This window comes from Pigmentiphaga litoralis (assembly GCF_048632615.1).
Taxonomy (GTDB): Bacteria; Pseudomonadota; Gammaproteobacteria; order Burkholderiales; family Burkholderiaceae_B; genus Pigmentiphaga; species Pigmentiphaga litoralis_B.
This window is the reverse complement of the sequence record NZ_CP184479.1, coordinates 847,297-860,013: the sequence shown is the minus strand read 5'-3', so window position 1 is coordinate 860,013 and position 12,717 is coordinate 847,297. Positions and strand designations below refer to the sequence as shown.

The 12,717-nt window shown below is 65.3% G+C and carries 14 protein-coding genes and 1 pseudogene; 1 reads left to right on the top strand and 14 read right to left on the bottom strand.

Annotation, left to right across the window (positions count from 1 at the left end; translation table 11 throughout):
* Positions 1-12: 12 nt before the first annotated feature.
* From fliP to fliF, 12 genes and pseudogenes are all read right to left on the bottom strand, one after another.
* Positions 13-870 (bottom strand): flagellar type III secretion system pore protein FliP, encoded by an 858-nt coding sequence (gene fliP, locus ACNANG_RS03905; RefSeq protein ID WP_420226069.1) that lies wholly within the window; start codon positions 868-870, stop codon positions 13-15.
* A complete protein-coding gene (gene fliO / locus ACNANG_RS03900; protein WP_420226068.1) occupies positions 870-1,244 on the bottom strand; it encodes a flagellar biosynthetic protein FliO in 375 nt (124 codons plus the stop codon). Before fliO ends, fliP begins: the two co-directional genes overlap by 1 nt.
* Before the next feature lie 2 nt (positions 1,245-1,246).
* The gene (gene fliN / locus ACNANG_RS03895; RefSeq protein ID WP_420226067.1) at positions 1,247-1,684 is read right to left on the bottom strand and encodes a flagellar motor switch protein FliN; all 438 of its coding nucleotides are present in this window, start codon (positions 1,682-1,684) and stop codon (positions 1,247-1,249) included.
* Positions 1,674-2,680: pseudogene (gene fliM / locus ACNANG_RS03890) on the bottom strand (flagellar motor switch protein FliM). The gene fliN and the pseudogene fliM overlap by 11 nt, the downstream one beginning before the upstream one ends.
* Before the next feature lie 63 nt (positions 2,681-2,743).
* On the bottom strand, positions 2,744-3,262 hold the full coding sequence (locus tag ACNANG_RS03885; RefSeq protein ID WP_420226066.1) for a flagellar basal body-associated FliL family protein: 519 nt from the start codon (positions 3,260-3,262) through the stop codon (positions 2,744-2,746).
* 125 nt (positions 3,263-3,387) lie between these two features.
* A complete protein-coding gene (locus tag ACNANG_RS03880) occupies positions 3,388-3,597 on the bottom strand; it encodes a hypothetical protein (RefSeq protein ID WP_420226065.1) in 210 nt (69 codons plus the stop codon).
* Between the two features lie 2 nt (positions 3,598-3,599).
* The gene (locus ACNANG_RS03875) at positions 3,600-4,823 is read right to left on the bottom strand and encodes a flagellar hook-length control protein FliK (RefSeq protein WP_420226064.1); all 1,224 of its coding nucleotides are present in this window, start codon (positions 4,821-4,823) and stop codon (positions 3,600-3,602) included.
* A complete protein-coding gene (gene fliJ / locus ACNANG_RS03870) occupies positions 4,820-5,275 on the bottom strand; it encodes a flagellar export protein FliJ (RefSeq protein WP_420226063.1) in 456 nt (151 codons plus the stop codon). Before fliJ ends, ACNANG_RS03875 begins: the two co-directional genes overlap by 4 nt.
* A 28-nt stretch (positions 5,276-5,303) precedes the next feature.
* A complete protein-coding gene (fliI, locus tag ACNANG_RS03865; protein ID WP_420226062.1) occupies positions 5,304-6,728 on the bottom strand; it encodes a flagellar protein export ATPase FliI in 1,425 nt (474 codons plus the stop codon).
* Positions 6,721-7,521 (bottom strand): flagellar assembly protein FliH, encoded by an 801-nt coding sequence (locus ACNANG_RS03860; protein WP_420226061.1) that lies wholly within the window; start codon positions 7,519-7,521, stop codon positions 6,721-6,723. Before ACNANG_RS03860 ends, fliI begins: the two co-directional genes overlap by 8 nt.
* On the bottom strand, positions 7,514-8,527 hold the full coding sequence (gene fliG / locus ACNANG_RS03855; protein WP_420226060.1) for a flagellar motor switch protein FliG: 1,014 nt from the start codon (positions 8,525-8,527) through the stop codon (positions 7,514-7,516). The genes ACNANG_RS03860 and fliG overlap by 8 nt, the downstream gene beginning before the upstream one ends.
* A gap of 108 nt (positions 8,528-8,635) precedes the next feature.
* The gene (gene fliF / locus ACNANG_RS03850) at positions 8,636-10,279 is read right to left on the bottom strand and encodes a flagellar basal-body MS-ring/collar protein FliF (RefSeq protein WP_420226059.1); all 1,644 of its coding nucleotides are present in this window, start codon (positions 10,277-10,279) and stop codon (positions 8,636-8,638) included.
* A gap of 220 nt (positions 10,280-10,499) precedes the next feature.
* On the opposite strand from fliF, the gene fliE reads away from it, so the two are divergent.
* Positions 10,500-10,856, top strand: coding sequence for a flagellar hook-basal body complex protein FliE (gene fliE, locus ACNANG_RS03845; protein ID WP_420226058.1), 357 nt, complete (start codon positions 10,500-10,502; stop codon positions 10,854-10,856).
* A gap of 234 nt (positions 10,857-11,090) precedes the next feature.
* Here fliE and ACNANG_RS03840 read toward each other — a convergent pair whose 3' ends face one another.
* Positions 11,091-11,531: an EscU/YscU/HrcU family type III secretion system export apparatus switch protein gene (locus tag ACNANG_RS03840; protein WP_420226057.1), complete on the bottom strand. Its 441-nt coding sequence runs from the start codon at positions 11,529-11,531 to the stop codon at positions 11,091-11,093.
* Positions 11,528-11,941: a flagellar hook-length control protein FliK gene (locus tag ACNANG_RS03835; protein WP_420226056.1), complete on the bottom strand. Its 414-nt coding sequence runs from the start codon at positions 11,939-11,941 to the stop codon at positions 11,528-11,530. Before ACNANG_RS03835 ends, ACNANG_RS03840 begins: the two co-directional genes overlap by 4 nt.
* Between the last annotated feature and the right edge of the window lie 776 nt (positions 11,942-12,717).

The window sequence follows — 12,717 nt, the reverse complement described above, 5'->3', positions numbered from 1 at the left end:
GGCGGGCAGTCGTCACGTTGCAAAGCTGGCCACCAGGCTGCCGATCAGCAGGTTCCAGCCATCGGCCAGCACGAACAGCATCAGTTTGAAGGGCAAGGAAATCAGCACGGGCGACAGCATCATCATGCCCATCGACATCAATACGCTCGACACCACCAGATCGATCACCAGAAAAGGCAGGAACACCATGAAGCCAATCTGGAACGCCGTCTTCAACTCGCTGGTCACGAACGCCGGCACCACGACGCGCAGCGGCAACTGCGCTGCCTCGGACACCGGTTCAGTCTTGGACAAGCGGATGAACAGCGCCAGATCGGATTCCCGCGTCTGCTTCAACATGAAGTCCTTGAGCGGACCCTGCGCCTTGTCCAACGCTTCCGGAAATCCCAGCTCGCCGCGTTCGAACGGCTGATAGGCGTCGACATACACCTTGTCGAGCGTGGGCGTCATGATGAAGAAGGTCATGAACAGCGCCAGGCCGATCAGTACCTGGTTGGGCGGCGACCCCTGCAGGCCCAGCGCACTGCGCAACAGCGACAGCACGATGATGATGCGGGTGAAACCCGTCATCATCAGCAGCACGGCCGGAAGGAAGGTCAGCGCGGACAGCACCAGCAGCGTCTGCAGCGACAATGACCATTGCGTGCCGCCACCCGGCGCCGCGCTGCTCGTCAACGCAGGAATGCCCGCCTGCTGGGCCAGTGCGGCGGCAGTCGGCAGCAGTGCCAGTGCAAGCGCCAGGATGACCCGGGCACCTGACCCGGATCTGGATCCCGCCCCACGCCCATGTCCATGCCCATCTCCATGCCCGCGGCGTAAACGACGCAGACCGGCAAATCCCGCCTGCGCCACACGACTCTCAACATTCATCATGACTTCTTGCGCATGCGATCGAGAAGCGCGGCAAAACTCGGCACGGCGGCGCCGGCACCCTTGACGCCGCCGCTGCCGCCGACGCCGGAGCTGGCGGCGAGCGGCGTAGCGATTTCGCCGCGCGGCATGACCGCCAGCGGCTGCACGCTGCCCGCGGCCACGCCCGCCACGATCCACTGGTCGCCCACCTCGATCAGCACCACACGTTCGCGCGGGCCGACCATCAACTGGCCACGCAACTGCATCGGCGCCTGGAATGCGCCCATGGGCCGCTGCAGGCGGCGGAAACACCAGGCGCACGCCAGGATCAACGCCAGCACCAGGGCCAGCGCCAACACGGTTTGCAGCACGGAAGAAGGACCGGGCAACATGATTACCGGTTCAGGCGGCGCAGGCGCTCGGACGGCGTCACGATGTCGGTCAGGCGAATGCCGAACTTGTCGTTCACCACCACCACTTCACCCTGAGCGATCAGGCAGCCATTGACCATCACGTCCATGGGCTCGCCGGCCAGCCCATCCAGTTCCACGACGGACCCCTGGGCCAGTTGAAGAATCTGCTTGATCGGTATGCGCGTGCGGCCCAGTTCCACGGTCAGCGTGACCGGGATGTCCATGATGATTTCGATGTCGTTGGGCTGCGGCGAACTGGCCGGCGCCGTCGAGGCGAACTCTTCGAACAATTCGTCGGCCAGGCGTGCCGGCTCGGCGGCGGCGGCCGCCTGCGACTGTTCGGCCATCGCAGCCGCCCAGTCAAGGTCCGCGGACGACTCGATATCGGGCGATTCACCGCCCGGTTCTTCAGTTGCCATGATCATCTCCAATGGTGTTGTCCGCTTGCAGGGTCGCTAGGACCTTGCCGATACGCACCGCGTACTGCCCATTGCTCACGCCGACTTTGCAGTCGAAAATGGGGACGCCGTCGACGTAGGCGGGAATGGTGGGAGCGATGTCAACGGGAATGACATCGCCAACTTTCATGGTCAGCAGATCGCGCAGCAGCAGGTCGGTCTCGGTCAGGTTCACGACCATTTCGACATCGGCCAACTGGATCTGCTTGGACAGCATGCGCAGCCAGCGCTTGTCGGGTTCCATCTGGTCGCCCTGCACCGGGCTGTACAGCGCATCGCGGATCGGCTCGACCGACGCATACGGGAAGCAGACGTGCAGGTCGCCGCCTGACGAGCCGAACTCGATCGAAAAGGTGGCGCAGACGACGATCTCCGACGGCGTGGCGATGTTGGCGAACTGCGTGTGCATTTCGGCACGCTGGTATTCGAACTGCATTGGATGCACCGCGGCCCAGGCCTTGGCATACTCGTCGAGCACCACGCCCAGCATCCGCTGGATGATGCGTTGCTCGGTCAACGTGAAATCCCGGCCTTCGACCCGCGTGTGGTAGCGGCCATCCCCCCGAAGAGGTTGTCGATCACCGAGAACACCAGGCGCGGTTCGAACACGAACAGGGCATTGCCGCGCAAGGGCTTGAGCGAGACGATGTTCAGGTTGGTTGGCACCACGATGTTGCGCAGGAATTCACTGTACTTGACGAGCTTGACCGGCCCCACCGACACCTCGGGATTGCGCCGCATGAAGTTGAACAGGCCCGTACGCAGCAGGCGGCCGAAACGGTCGTGAATGATCTCGAGCGAGGGCATGCGCCCGCGGACGATCCTTTCCTGCTTGGCGAGGTTGTACGGACGTATCCCGTCTTCGGGAACTTCGTCGGTCGCCTTGTCTTCTTTTTCGCCGGTAACGCCGCGCAATAGCGCATCGACTTCGTCTTGTGAAAGAAATTCACCCGCCATGGCTGGGGCTCCGCGATGCCGAACGCAAGGAATGAGTCGAAGGGTGCACGCAAGCCGCCAGCGTTACTGGATCACGAAACTGGAGAAGTGCACCGCGAACACGTCGCCCCGGTAGTCCGAGGCGATGCGGGCCCGCGCGATGTCCAGGATCTGTTGCGCAAGCTTGCGCTTGCCTTCCAGCGTCAACAGGTCTTCGGCGTTCTTGGCGGTCAGCATCAACAGGATGTCGCTGCGGATAGGTGGGACGACCGCTTTCAGCGCGGTTTCGGCCTTGGCGTCCTTGACCTCGATCATCACGGCAATCTGTGCAAATCGCTCGCGATCCCGGTCTGCCAGATTGGCCGTGAACATCTCGAGCGCTGCGAACACATGCTTGGACGCGTCGGATTTTTCAGGTGCCTTCTTGGCTTGTGCAGCTTGTGTTTGCGCGTCGGTGTCGTCGCCAAAGCTGTAGGCTTCGAGCTGCTTGTTCCGGATCAGAAAGAATGCCGCGGCGGCCGCGATGGCGACCAGAAGCAGAACCAGGCCAATGACGAGGAGCAGGGTTTTGCGGCGTTTTGGGGGAACAGTGGCCTCGGCCATGGAACGTCTCGCTGGGTAAGAATGACGCACCGAAAGCAGGTGCGAGCTTGGATTATGGGATGGCCCCGGTGGGGCAATCCGTGGAACAGGGAACGAAACCCGGGGTTATCTCGTGGAACGGCCGATCAGGCGTAGACGTTCAGCAGCCCGTTGCCCCGGCGAGACGTGGCCGGCGGCGTCGTGCCGCCAGAAACGCCTGCTGCAGCGCCGGTTCCGGCCGATGGCGCCGCGTCAGCCGGCGCGGCGTCGGCGGGGCTACGGCGACGGTCACCGTTGCTGAAATCCGCCAGCATCTGCCGCTGTTGTTGTTCGCTGCCGACAGACGTGTCACCCAAGGTCATCCCCCTGCGGCCAGCGCATCGCGCAAGCCGCCCAGCGACGCTTCAAGGGCTTGACGGGTCTGCTCGTGCCCGCTGCCAAACATCACCGATGCGGTGTCACCGTCCATACGGACATGGATGGTGATCGGACCCAGCGCATCCGGCGTCACGCGCAGTTCGGCGTTCTGCAGACCGTTGCCGGTCATCCAGCGCAGGGCCTCGTCCAGACGGCCTTGCAGCGCCTGACCAGGAAGCGAGGCCGGCGCGCCTGGTACGGTTGGGACATCGGCCCGTCCGCTCGCCGTCGCCGCATGCGCGCCAACGCCATGCGCGGGGATGGGAGTTGCGGCGCCATCGACCGCGCCAGCCGTTGCCGCCGCGCTGGCGTCCGTGGGGGCAGCACCTCCAGGCACCGTAGCGCTTTCGCCCGGCGCAGCGTCGCTCCCCAATGCGGCGCTGGCGGCGGACACCGCCGAGGCGGCCGCATTGGCCGCGCTGGCCGCCGCTGTGGCGGCTGCTGCGACCGCAGCGAATCCCGGCACCATATCTGCGCCACGCAGCAGCGCGCCCGCCGCGCCCTTGACGAAGCCCGAGGCTGCGCCCGTCGCCTCATCGGCAGCGCCACCCCAGCCGTCGGTGGACGATGCGGTCACGCCGTCGGCACGCCGCCCTTGTCCTCCGGACACCATCGATGCCAGGCGATCCAGGAATTCCGTGTCCGTAGGCGCCTGGCCGTTCACCCCAGCCAGCGACAGCACCCCGTCGGCCGCCGTAGCGGATGCATCCGCCAGCGTGCCGTCCAGGCCTGCCGTGGCCGTGCCAGCGCCGCTGGCGGCAAAGCCCGGCTGGCCGGACAAGGCCATATTGGCGCCCCCGCTTCCACCGGCCGCGGATCCGGCGCCGGTACCCGCCTGTGCGGGAAGGGTTCCCGGAAAGCCCGGGTGCGCATGCCCCATCATGGCCGCGAATTGCGCAAGCCATTGGGCATCGCCCGGGCCGGTTGGCGCGTTGGCTGGATCGGCGGGTGGGGCATCTGCCGCGGCGGACGCGCTGCGGTCCTTTGGGGCGCTCTCTTTCGCACGCGCCGCGGCACGCGATGCGGCAGCCTGCGATTCGGCTGCGCGATCCATGGCCGCGTTGAAGCTGTCGTCCTTGGCGGGTTGCGCGTGCCGGGGTTGCGGCGCGGCGAACAGCGCGTTGGCGGCCGACACCGGCGCCGATGCGTTGGACGCGGCGCTCACAGCGAGAACCCGCCAGCGGTGCTGTACGCCTTGCGGCTGGCAAACTCGTCGATCTGCTTCTGGATCTTCTTGGCTTCCGACGACGTCTTGCGATCCGTTTCGCGCTTGGCCAGGATTTCGAACGATTTCACTTTGCGCTCTTCCTCAAAGAAGGCGTTGCGCGTCTGCTGCAGCAAACGGGCGCACCGGTCGACTTCCAGCCGCTGCTGTTCCACCGCTTCCGACAGCTGCTGGATGAAGCGCGAGTAGTTGCCGACGCGCGTGCCATCGATGCCCGTTCCCGCCTGCGTGCGCATCCGCAGTTCGTAGTCGGCGCGGTAGCTTTCGATCAGGACCTGCCGTTCGCACGCGTGCCGGTGGGCGGCGGCGCTTTGGGCGAATTCCTGGGCGGCCTTGTTCTTGCGCTCGACGGCAAGTTCGATCAACGTGTGCAGGGTGGCGCTGGAAGCCATAATGCGTTCCTTTCTTGCGTGAGCTGGCTCAGGCCTGGCCGCCGAACTGGTCGGCGATCAGGGCGAGTTCCGCGCAGCTTTCGGGGTAGGGCGCTTGCGCCTGGATCCCTTGCTGCAAAAATTGACTGATGGTGCCGTGCGCGGCAATCGCACGGTCCAGCTCCGGGTCGCTGCCCGGAATATAGGCGCCCACCTGGATCAGGTCGCGCGACCGCTGGTACCGCGAAAACAATTTCTTGATGGTGCGTGCGCCCTGCTGCTGGCGCGCGTCGACAATGTTGTGCATGGCGCGCGAGATCGATTGCTCGATGTCGATCGCGGGGTAGTGACCGGTATCCGCCAATGCGCGGTCCAGCACGATGTGGCCGTCCAGAATCGCCCGCGCCGAATCGGCGATGGGATCCTGCTGGTCGTCGCCTTCAGTCAGCACCGTGTAGAACGCCGTGATCGATCCTTTGCCGTGCGTGCCGTTGCCGGCGCGTTCCACCAGCGCGGGCAGTTTGGCAAACACCGATGGCGGATAGCCCTTGGTGGCCGGCGGCTCGCCAATGGCCAGCGCGATCTCGCGCTGCGCCATGGCATAGCGCGTCAGCGAATCCATGATCAGAAGGACGTTCTTGCCCTCGTCACGAAAATGCTCGGCCAGCACCGTGGCGTAGGCGGCGCCCTGCAGGCGCATCAGCGGCGCGGCATCGGCCGGCGCCGCCACCACGACCGACCGCTCCAGGCCTTCCGCGCCAAGGATGTGGTCGATGAATTCCTTTACCTCGCGGCCCCGTTCGCCGATCAGCCCCACGACCGTCACATCGGCTTCGGTGAACCGCGCCATCATGCCCAGCAACACGCTCTTGCCGACACCCGATCCGGCGAACAATCCCATGCGCTGGCCGCGCCCCACCGTCAGCATCGCGTTGATGGCGCGCACGCCAACATCCAGCGGCCGCTCGATGGGCTGGCGTTCGATGGGGTTGACCGACCGGGCCGCCAGCGGCGCGCGGTGCGACGACTGGATCGGACCCAGCCGGTCCAGCGGACGGCCGGCGCCATCCACCACCCGGCCCAGCAGCGCTTCTCCCACGGGCAAGTGCTTGGTCCGTTCTTCCGGCATGTCGCCGTCGTTGGGGAAGGGCTCGCCTTCTCCCGCATACACGGGGGCGTGTCGCGCCACTTCCAGCGGCATCACCAGGGCGCCGGCGGTCAGGCCATGCACCTCGGTCGACGGCATCAGGAACACCCGCTCGCCGTTGAATCCCACCACTTCGGCCTCGGCCGCCAGCACGTCGTTCTGATAGATCAGGCAGGTACTGCCCACTGCCAGCTTCAGACCGACAGCCTCCATGACCAGGCCGGCCACGCGCGTCAGCCGTCCATGGACGGCAAGCGGACTCGCGCGTTCCACCCGCGTCTGGCAGGCGGACAGGAAACGGCTCAGGCGAATGGCGGCGTCAGGCATCGCCGGCATCCTCGTCGTCATCGTTTCCGTCAGCGTCGGTCACCCAGCGCGCGCGGGACCCCAGCGTGGCAACAACGCGCTTCCAGCGCGTCTCGACCGTTCCATCGACCGCCGACTGCTGGGTCGAAATGCGGCAACCGCCCGGATCGATCCGGCCGTCTTCAACCAGCTTCCATTGGCCCAGCGTCAGCTCTTCGCCCAGGTGGGCGCGGACCAACTGGATATCGGTGGGATTGAGCAGCAATTGCTTGCCGGTTTCGCCGCCGGTCAGTTGCGCAAAGGCGTCGCGCACCACCGACAGCACCACGTTGCTGTCGGTGCTCAGTTCGCGGCGGACGACCTGCCGCGCCACCGCCATGGTCAGGTCCAGCAGGGCGGGGGCCAGCGTGTGCTCGAACGTCTCGAACACCGCGCCGGCGCTGTCGGCCAGGATGCGCAACCGCTCGGTCTCGTCGTGCGCGGCCGACGCGCCGCTGTCGTAGCCGGCGGCATACCCTTCGTCGAAGGCTTCCTTGCGGATGCGTTCCACCTCGGCGGGATCGACCGCCGGCTTGGCCTTGGCGTCGGGAACGGGGGCCGCTGCGGCCGGCCGCAAGGGCTGGACCGGGCGCGACCGCGCGGCCAACGAATTGGAGGCCAGCTGTTCGGCGGCGATCTTCTCGGCCAGTGTTTGCGGACGGCGGCGGTACTGGCCTTCCGAACCCGGCGGGAAGGCCTTCAATGTCCAGACGGGCAGATCCTCGCCTTCTTCGGCCGACAGAATGCGGCCGCGATGCAGCAGCCGGTCAGACATACTGTTCCTCGCCGACGCCATCGATGACCAGGTCGCCGGACTCCGCCAGGCGGCGCGCCACCTTGAGGATTTCCTTCTGCTGCGCTTCGACTTCCGAAATGCGGGCGGGGCCGCGCGTTTCCAGATCGTCGCGCAACTGCTGCGCCGCGCGCGTGGGCATGCAACGGAAGATCTTGTCCCGCAGCTCGTTGCTGGCGCCCTTGAGCGCCATGACCAGCGAGTCGGGCGTGACTTCCCGCAGCAGCATCTGCATGCCGCGATCATCGGCTTCGAGCAGATTGTCGAAGGTGAACATCTCGTCGATGATGCGTTGGGCCAGCTCGGTATCCACCGATCGCACCGTCGCAATGATCTGGTTCTCGTTCGTCGTGCCGACGTAGTTCAGGATGTCGGCCGCCGTCTTGATGCCCCCAAGCTTGCGTCGCTTGATCTGTTCGTTGCCCGACAGCATCTTGAGCAGCACGTCGTTGAGTTCGCGCAGCGCGGCGGGCTGGATGCCGTCGAGCGTGGCGATCCGAAGCAGTACGTCCGACCGCACCCGTTCGGTCAGGTTGTTCAGCACCGCAGCCGACTGGTCGGGCTCCAGGTGCACCAGGATCGACGCGATGATCTGTGGATGTTCATGGCGGATCAGTTCGGCCACGCCCGTGGGATCCATCCACTTCAGGCTTTCGATGCCCGACGTATCGCCAGTGTGCAGAATGCGGTCGAGCAGGAATCCGGCCTTGTCGGTGCCCAGCGCACGCGTCAGGACATTGCGCAGATAGGCATCGGAATCCGTACCGATGCCCGTATGGTCGCTGATGTCGTCTTCGAACCGGGCCAGCACCGAATCCATGTCTTCGCGCGCGATGCCCTGCATGCCGGCCATGGCCGTGCCGAGCTTCTGCACCTCGCGCGGCGCAAGGTACTTCAGCACGGCCGCCGCTTCTTCTTCGCCCAGCGAGAGCAGCAGAATGGCGCCGTCGGTCACACCTTGATCGACACTGGAGGATGGGGTCAGCATGGCAATGAGGGAACTCGCGTGGGACGTTGCGGAATCAGTCGGGCCGGCGTGATGGAGAGGGCGGGTGTCATGGAAGCGCCTGAAGTCAAGGTGCCGACTGCGGGTCGTTCACCCACTGGCGAATGACGTTGGCGACCACTTGCGGGTTGTCGCGGGCAAAGCGCCGCACGCGTTCAAGCGGATCTTCGGCTGGCTCGGCTTCGCCCGCCGCGCCGGGTTCAGTCGGCAGATTGAGCCCGTAACTGGGAACGGCAGGTTCGGGGGCGGAGGCGGGGCGGTCATCTGGCGAACGGCAGGCCGGATCACGCCCAGGATCAGGTACAGCACGGCGATCGCCACGATCAGGCCAATGGCGATCTCGCGCGCCAGACCGATGACTTCAGACTGCTGCCAGAACGCCACTTCCTCGGTCTTTTCGAGTGCATTCTCGTTGAACGGAATGTTGATGACCGATACCGAATCGCGCCGGTCGGGACTGAAGCCGACCGCATCGTTGACCAACGCCTTGATCTGGGCAAGTTCTTCGGGGGTCAGGGCCGTGTTCAGCACCGCGCCGTTGACCGTGCTGCTTCGATGGTTGACCACCACGGCAGTCGAGATACGACGGATACGGCCGACGGGTTCCCGCACGTAGCGCACGGTTTTGTCGACCTCGTAGTTGGTCGTATCGGCGCGCTTGACGCTTTCCGGCAGTGGCGCATTGGGACGCGCGGGTGTCGCCGCGGGGTTGGTGGCCGCGTTGCCCGTGATCGGCGCCGTGGCAACGCCTGGCGGCGTATTCGACAGCGAGCCCGGCACGCCGCCGTTCGCGACCGGAACTGGGTCATGCGATTCAGAAGATTGCCGGCTGCGGATCGCTGCCTGGGTCGGATCGGTATTCGGCTTGTAGATTTCGTCGGTCTGTTCGGCACGGCTGAAGTCGAGGTCGATGGCGACCTGGGCGCGCACGTTCTGCGCGCCGACGATGGGCGTCAGCAAATCGGCGATGCGGCGGGTGTACTGCTGCTCCATCGCACGCAGGTATTCCATCTGGCTCGAATCGAGCCCCGAGCCGGTCATTTCGCCCGACGAGAGCAGGGCGCCTGTCTGGTCAACTACGCTGACCGCGCTGGTCGCCATTTCCGGCACCGACGAGGCCACCAGATGCACGATACCGGCCACTTGGGCGCGTTCGAGCAGGCGGCCTGGATACATCTGCACCAGCACGGAAGCCGTGGGGCGGTTCTGTTCGCGGATGAAGATGCTCGGCTTCGGGATGGCCAAGTGGACGCGTGCCGACTTGACCGATCCCAGGCTTTGGATCGACCGCGACAGCTCACCTTCCAGCGCGCGCTGGTAGTTCACCTGTTCCTGGAACTGCGTCAGCCCCATGCGGCTGTTGTCCATCAGTTCGAAACCCACGTTGCCGGCACGCGGCAGCCCCTGCGACGCCAGGCCAAGACGAATTTCGTGCACGCGCTCGGGCGGCACCATGATGGCGCTGCCGTTGTCGGTCATCTTGTACGGGATTTTCTGAGCCTGAAGTGCGGTCAGAATCGCGCCGCCGTCCTGGTCGGACAGACCACTGAACAGCACACGGTAGGCAGGTTCACGTGTCCACAGCAAAGTGGCGGCCACGATGGCGATCAGCAACGGGATTCCGATCAGCAGCGCCAGCCGATTACGATTCGACAGGCGGCCCAGGGCCTCCTGAAATGGATTCTTCCGCTCCAGCGAAGAAGCAGTGAGAGGGGAATCGAGAGCGTCTGCCATGACTGTTGCGGAAATGCCTGGGTACGGGTGCTGATGCGTGGAATGCCGGTGCCGGATGGCGCGCAGGCACGGGCACGAACCCATTCCTGAATACATGCATTACATGATGCAAATTGTCACAAGCAAGTGTCGAATAGACGCAGGATTACCCCCCACTTCTCCTGCTCTGCGTTTGGGCTGGCCTATATCATTGCCCCATCTTTTATCGCCGGGCATCTTCATGGACCGCATCCAGAACGTCTTGTCTTCCACCCTGGCCGCATCGGAAGGCGCGTCTACCGGCATGGCGCGCGCCGCGCAGATGCTCGGTCGCCCGGAAGCGCTGATCGGTGGCGGTGCACCAGAAGGTCCCGCGCCCAGTTTTTCCAACATCCTTTCCAGCGCGATCCAGTCGGTCCACGCCGCCCAGAACGAATCCAAAGTGTTGCAACGGGGCTACCAGATGGGCGACCCGGAAGTCGGCCTCGAACAGACCATGATCGCCATGAACAAGGCCAGCCTGTCTTTCCAGATGCTGACCCAGGCGCGCAACAAGGTTGTTCAGGCCTACACCGATGTCATGAACATGCCGGTGTAAAAGGTGATCGCGGCGCAAGGGTGGACTGCGGCTGGTGCCAACCATGTGTTTGCGCTGATTTGACGGTGGATGTCCGCCGGAAGGACGTGTCTGGCACCAATGGCTGTTGCGCTGTCACCACGCAAGGCTTCAAGGGGCATGGCCGTGGACGCGTTTTTCGCCGTCTTTGAATGCCTACGGCGGATCGGGGCACTGCTTCCATCCGTGCCAATGGATCGCTCAGAACACGACTGATCAGCGGCGTTTGCCCGGCGCCGGTGTGCTGGGCGCCGCTGCGCCAGGCGCCTTGCCCACACTGGCCGGCTCGTTGACACTACCGCCAACCGGCAAGTCGCCACCCACCCGCGCAGCCGCGCGTTCGTCCTGCCGATACACCCAGGCCAGAACCTCGGCCACCGCCACATACAGTGACGGCGGTATCCGCGCGTCGAGATCGACTTTCATCAGCAAGTCGATCAGTTCCCGTGAACTGTGCACGAAGACCCCGGCGTCCCGCGCCTGCTTCAGGATGGCGTCGGCAACCAGTCCACTTCCCTTGGCCACGACCACAGGTGTCTTGCGTTCACGTTCATAGCGCAACGCGACGGCCAGATGACGCTTGGGATCGGCCACGTTGTCGCCCTCGAGCGGGGGACCATTACCCAGGCCATGCGATGTCTCGTGGGGCACGCTCATGACCGGTCCGCCGTCGGCCGGGTTGCCGGCGCCACACTCAGGCCGGTCATCTGAAGCCCGCGGGCATCGAGCGACGACTGGAGTTCACCCGACGTCGACGCCAGCGCCGCCTGCACGTCTCGCAAGGCCTGGCCTTTGGTCGTTTTTGCGTCGGGGCGCACCGCCACGCTGGCTTGAGTGCCCGCCAGCGCGACATCCAGCTCGAGCTTGCCCAGGTTCGGGGCATCGATCTGGATCTTGACCCGCCAGGACAAAGGGATGTCATCGGAGCGGGGGCCATTGTCGTCAGGCTCGATTTCGAGGGAAAACGGCCGGCCTTCCCACGATCCCAGCAGGCCCATGCGCCCGGTTTCGAGCAGGGCAATCTGATCTTGAACGATCGGCCGCACATCGGCCGGGATCGCACCCAACGCGGCCTGCAGACCCTTGGCCGCGCTTTGCTCTGGCGTCGAGGGGACAGGGGGATGTCAGCGGGCTTTCCCGCAGCATCCGGCTTGGCCGGGACGCCTGGCGACAGCGCCGCCTGGGGTTCTGCCCGCAAGGCATCCAGCGAGCGCCTGCCTTCCTGCCATTCCTGCAAATGCGATTCGTAGAACAGACCGGAATGTTCGACCGCATGCTGGATCTTCTGTGCCGACGCCGTGGTATCGGTCTGCCGATCAAGCGACAGAGGTGCAAGCGGGACGAGCCGCTGGGGGCTGTCAGGTGAAGACGCCAGAGCCGAGAGCAAGCGCGCCGACCCGCTCAGCTGCACGTTTACCTCGCTCGACGATGTCTTCAACTCGGCCAACGCCGGCAGTGGCACTGGCGCAATACCCACCCTGCGGATACCAGTGACCGGGTCGACGTCCGGTTCGCCAGCGGCGCCAGCGGCGGAGCCCGGCGCGGCAGCGTCAGCGGCCGGTGGGCCCTGGCGCGCGCGCACGGTGGCAGGTCCGCCCTGAGCAAACTCGCGAGAATCCAGCACCCGCAGGATGACGTTCGCGCCTTCGGCCAATGCCTGCCGCGTATTGATCAGATAGGACTTGCCGCCGATGTCCACCAGTGCCTCAGACTCGCTATGGGTCTGTAGCACCGTGGCCCGCACCAGGCCTGCCGGTTGCGAAGGCGGCGGCGTGCGGCCCGACGAGACGTCCACGGGGCTGCCTTTCCCGCCTGGACCGCTGGCAAGCTTCGCCAGGATCGC

What these genes read in the sequence shown, in the direction of transcription:
- ACNANG_RS03840 (WP_420226057.1), bottom strand. Translation starts at nt 11,531, where the DNA reads ATGAGCGTGCCCCACGAGACATCGCATGGCCTGGGTAATGGTCCCCCG.
- fliG (WP_420226060.1), bottom strand. Translation starts at nt 8,527, where the DNA reads ATGCTGACCCCATCCTCCAGTGTCGATCAAGGTGTGACCGACGGCGCC.
- fliO (WP_420226068.1), bottom strand. Translation starts at nt 1,244, where the DNA reads ATGTTGCCCGGTCCTTCTTCCGTGCTGCAAACCGTGTTGGCGCTGGCC.
- ACNANG_RS03885 (WP_420226066.1), bottom strand. Translation starts at nt 3,262, where the DNA reads ATGGCCGAGGCCACTGTTCCCCCAAAACGCCGCAAAACCCTGCTCCTC.
- fliJ (WP_420226063.1), bottom strand. Translation starts at nt 5,275, where the DNA reads ATGGCTTCCAGCGCCACCCTGCACACGTTGATCGAACTTGCCGTCGAG.
- fliI (WP_420226062.1), bottom strand. Translation starts at nt 6,728, where the DNA reads ATGCCTGACGCCGCCATTCGCCTGAGCCGTTTCCTGTCCGCCTGCCAG.
- fliE (WP_420226058.1), top strand. Translation starts at nt 10,500, where the DNA reads ATGGACCGCATCCAGAACGTCTTGTCTTCCACCCTGGCCGCATCGGAA.
- fliN (WP_420226067.1), bottom strand. Translation starts at nt 1,684, where the DNA reads ATGGCAACTGAAGAACCGGGCGGTGAATCGCCCGATATCGAGTCGTCC.
- fliF (WP_420226059.1), bottom strand. Translation starts at nt 10,279, where the DNA reads ATGGCAGACGCTCTCGATTCCCCTCTCACTGCTTCTTCGCTGGAGCGG.
- fliP (WP_420226069.1), bottom strand. Translation starts at nt 870, where the DNA reads ATGAATGTTGAGAGTCGTGTGGCGCAGGCGGGATTTGCCGGTCTGCGT.
- ACNANG_RS03860 (WP_420226061.1), bottom strand. Translation starts at nt 7,521, where the DNA reads ATGTCTGACCGGCTGCTGCATCGCGGCCGCATTCTGTCGGCCGAAGAA.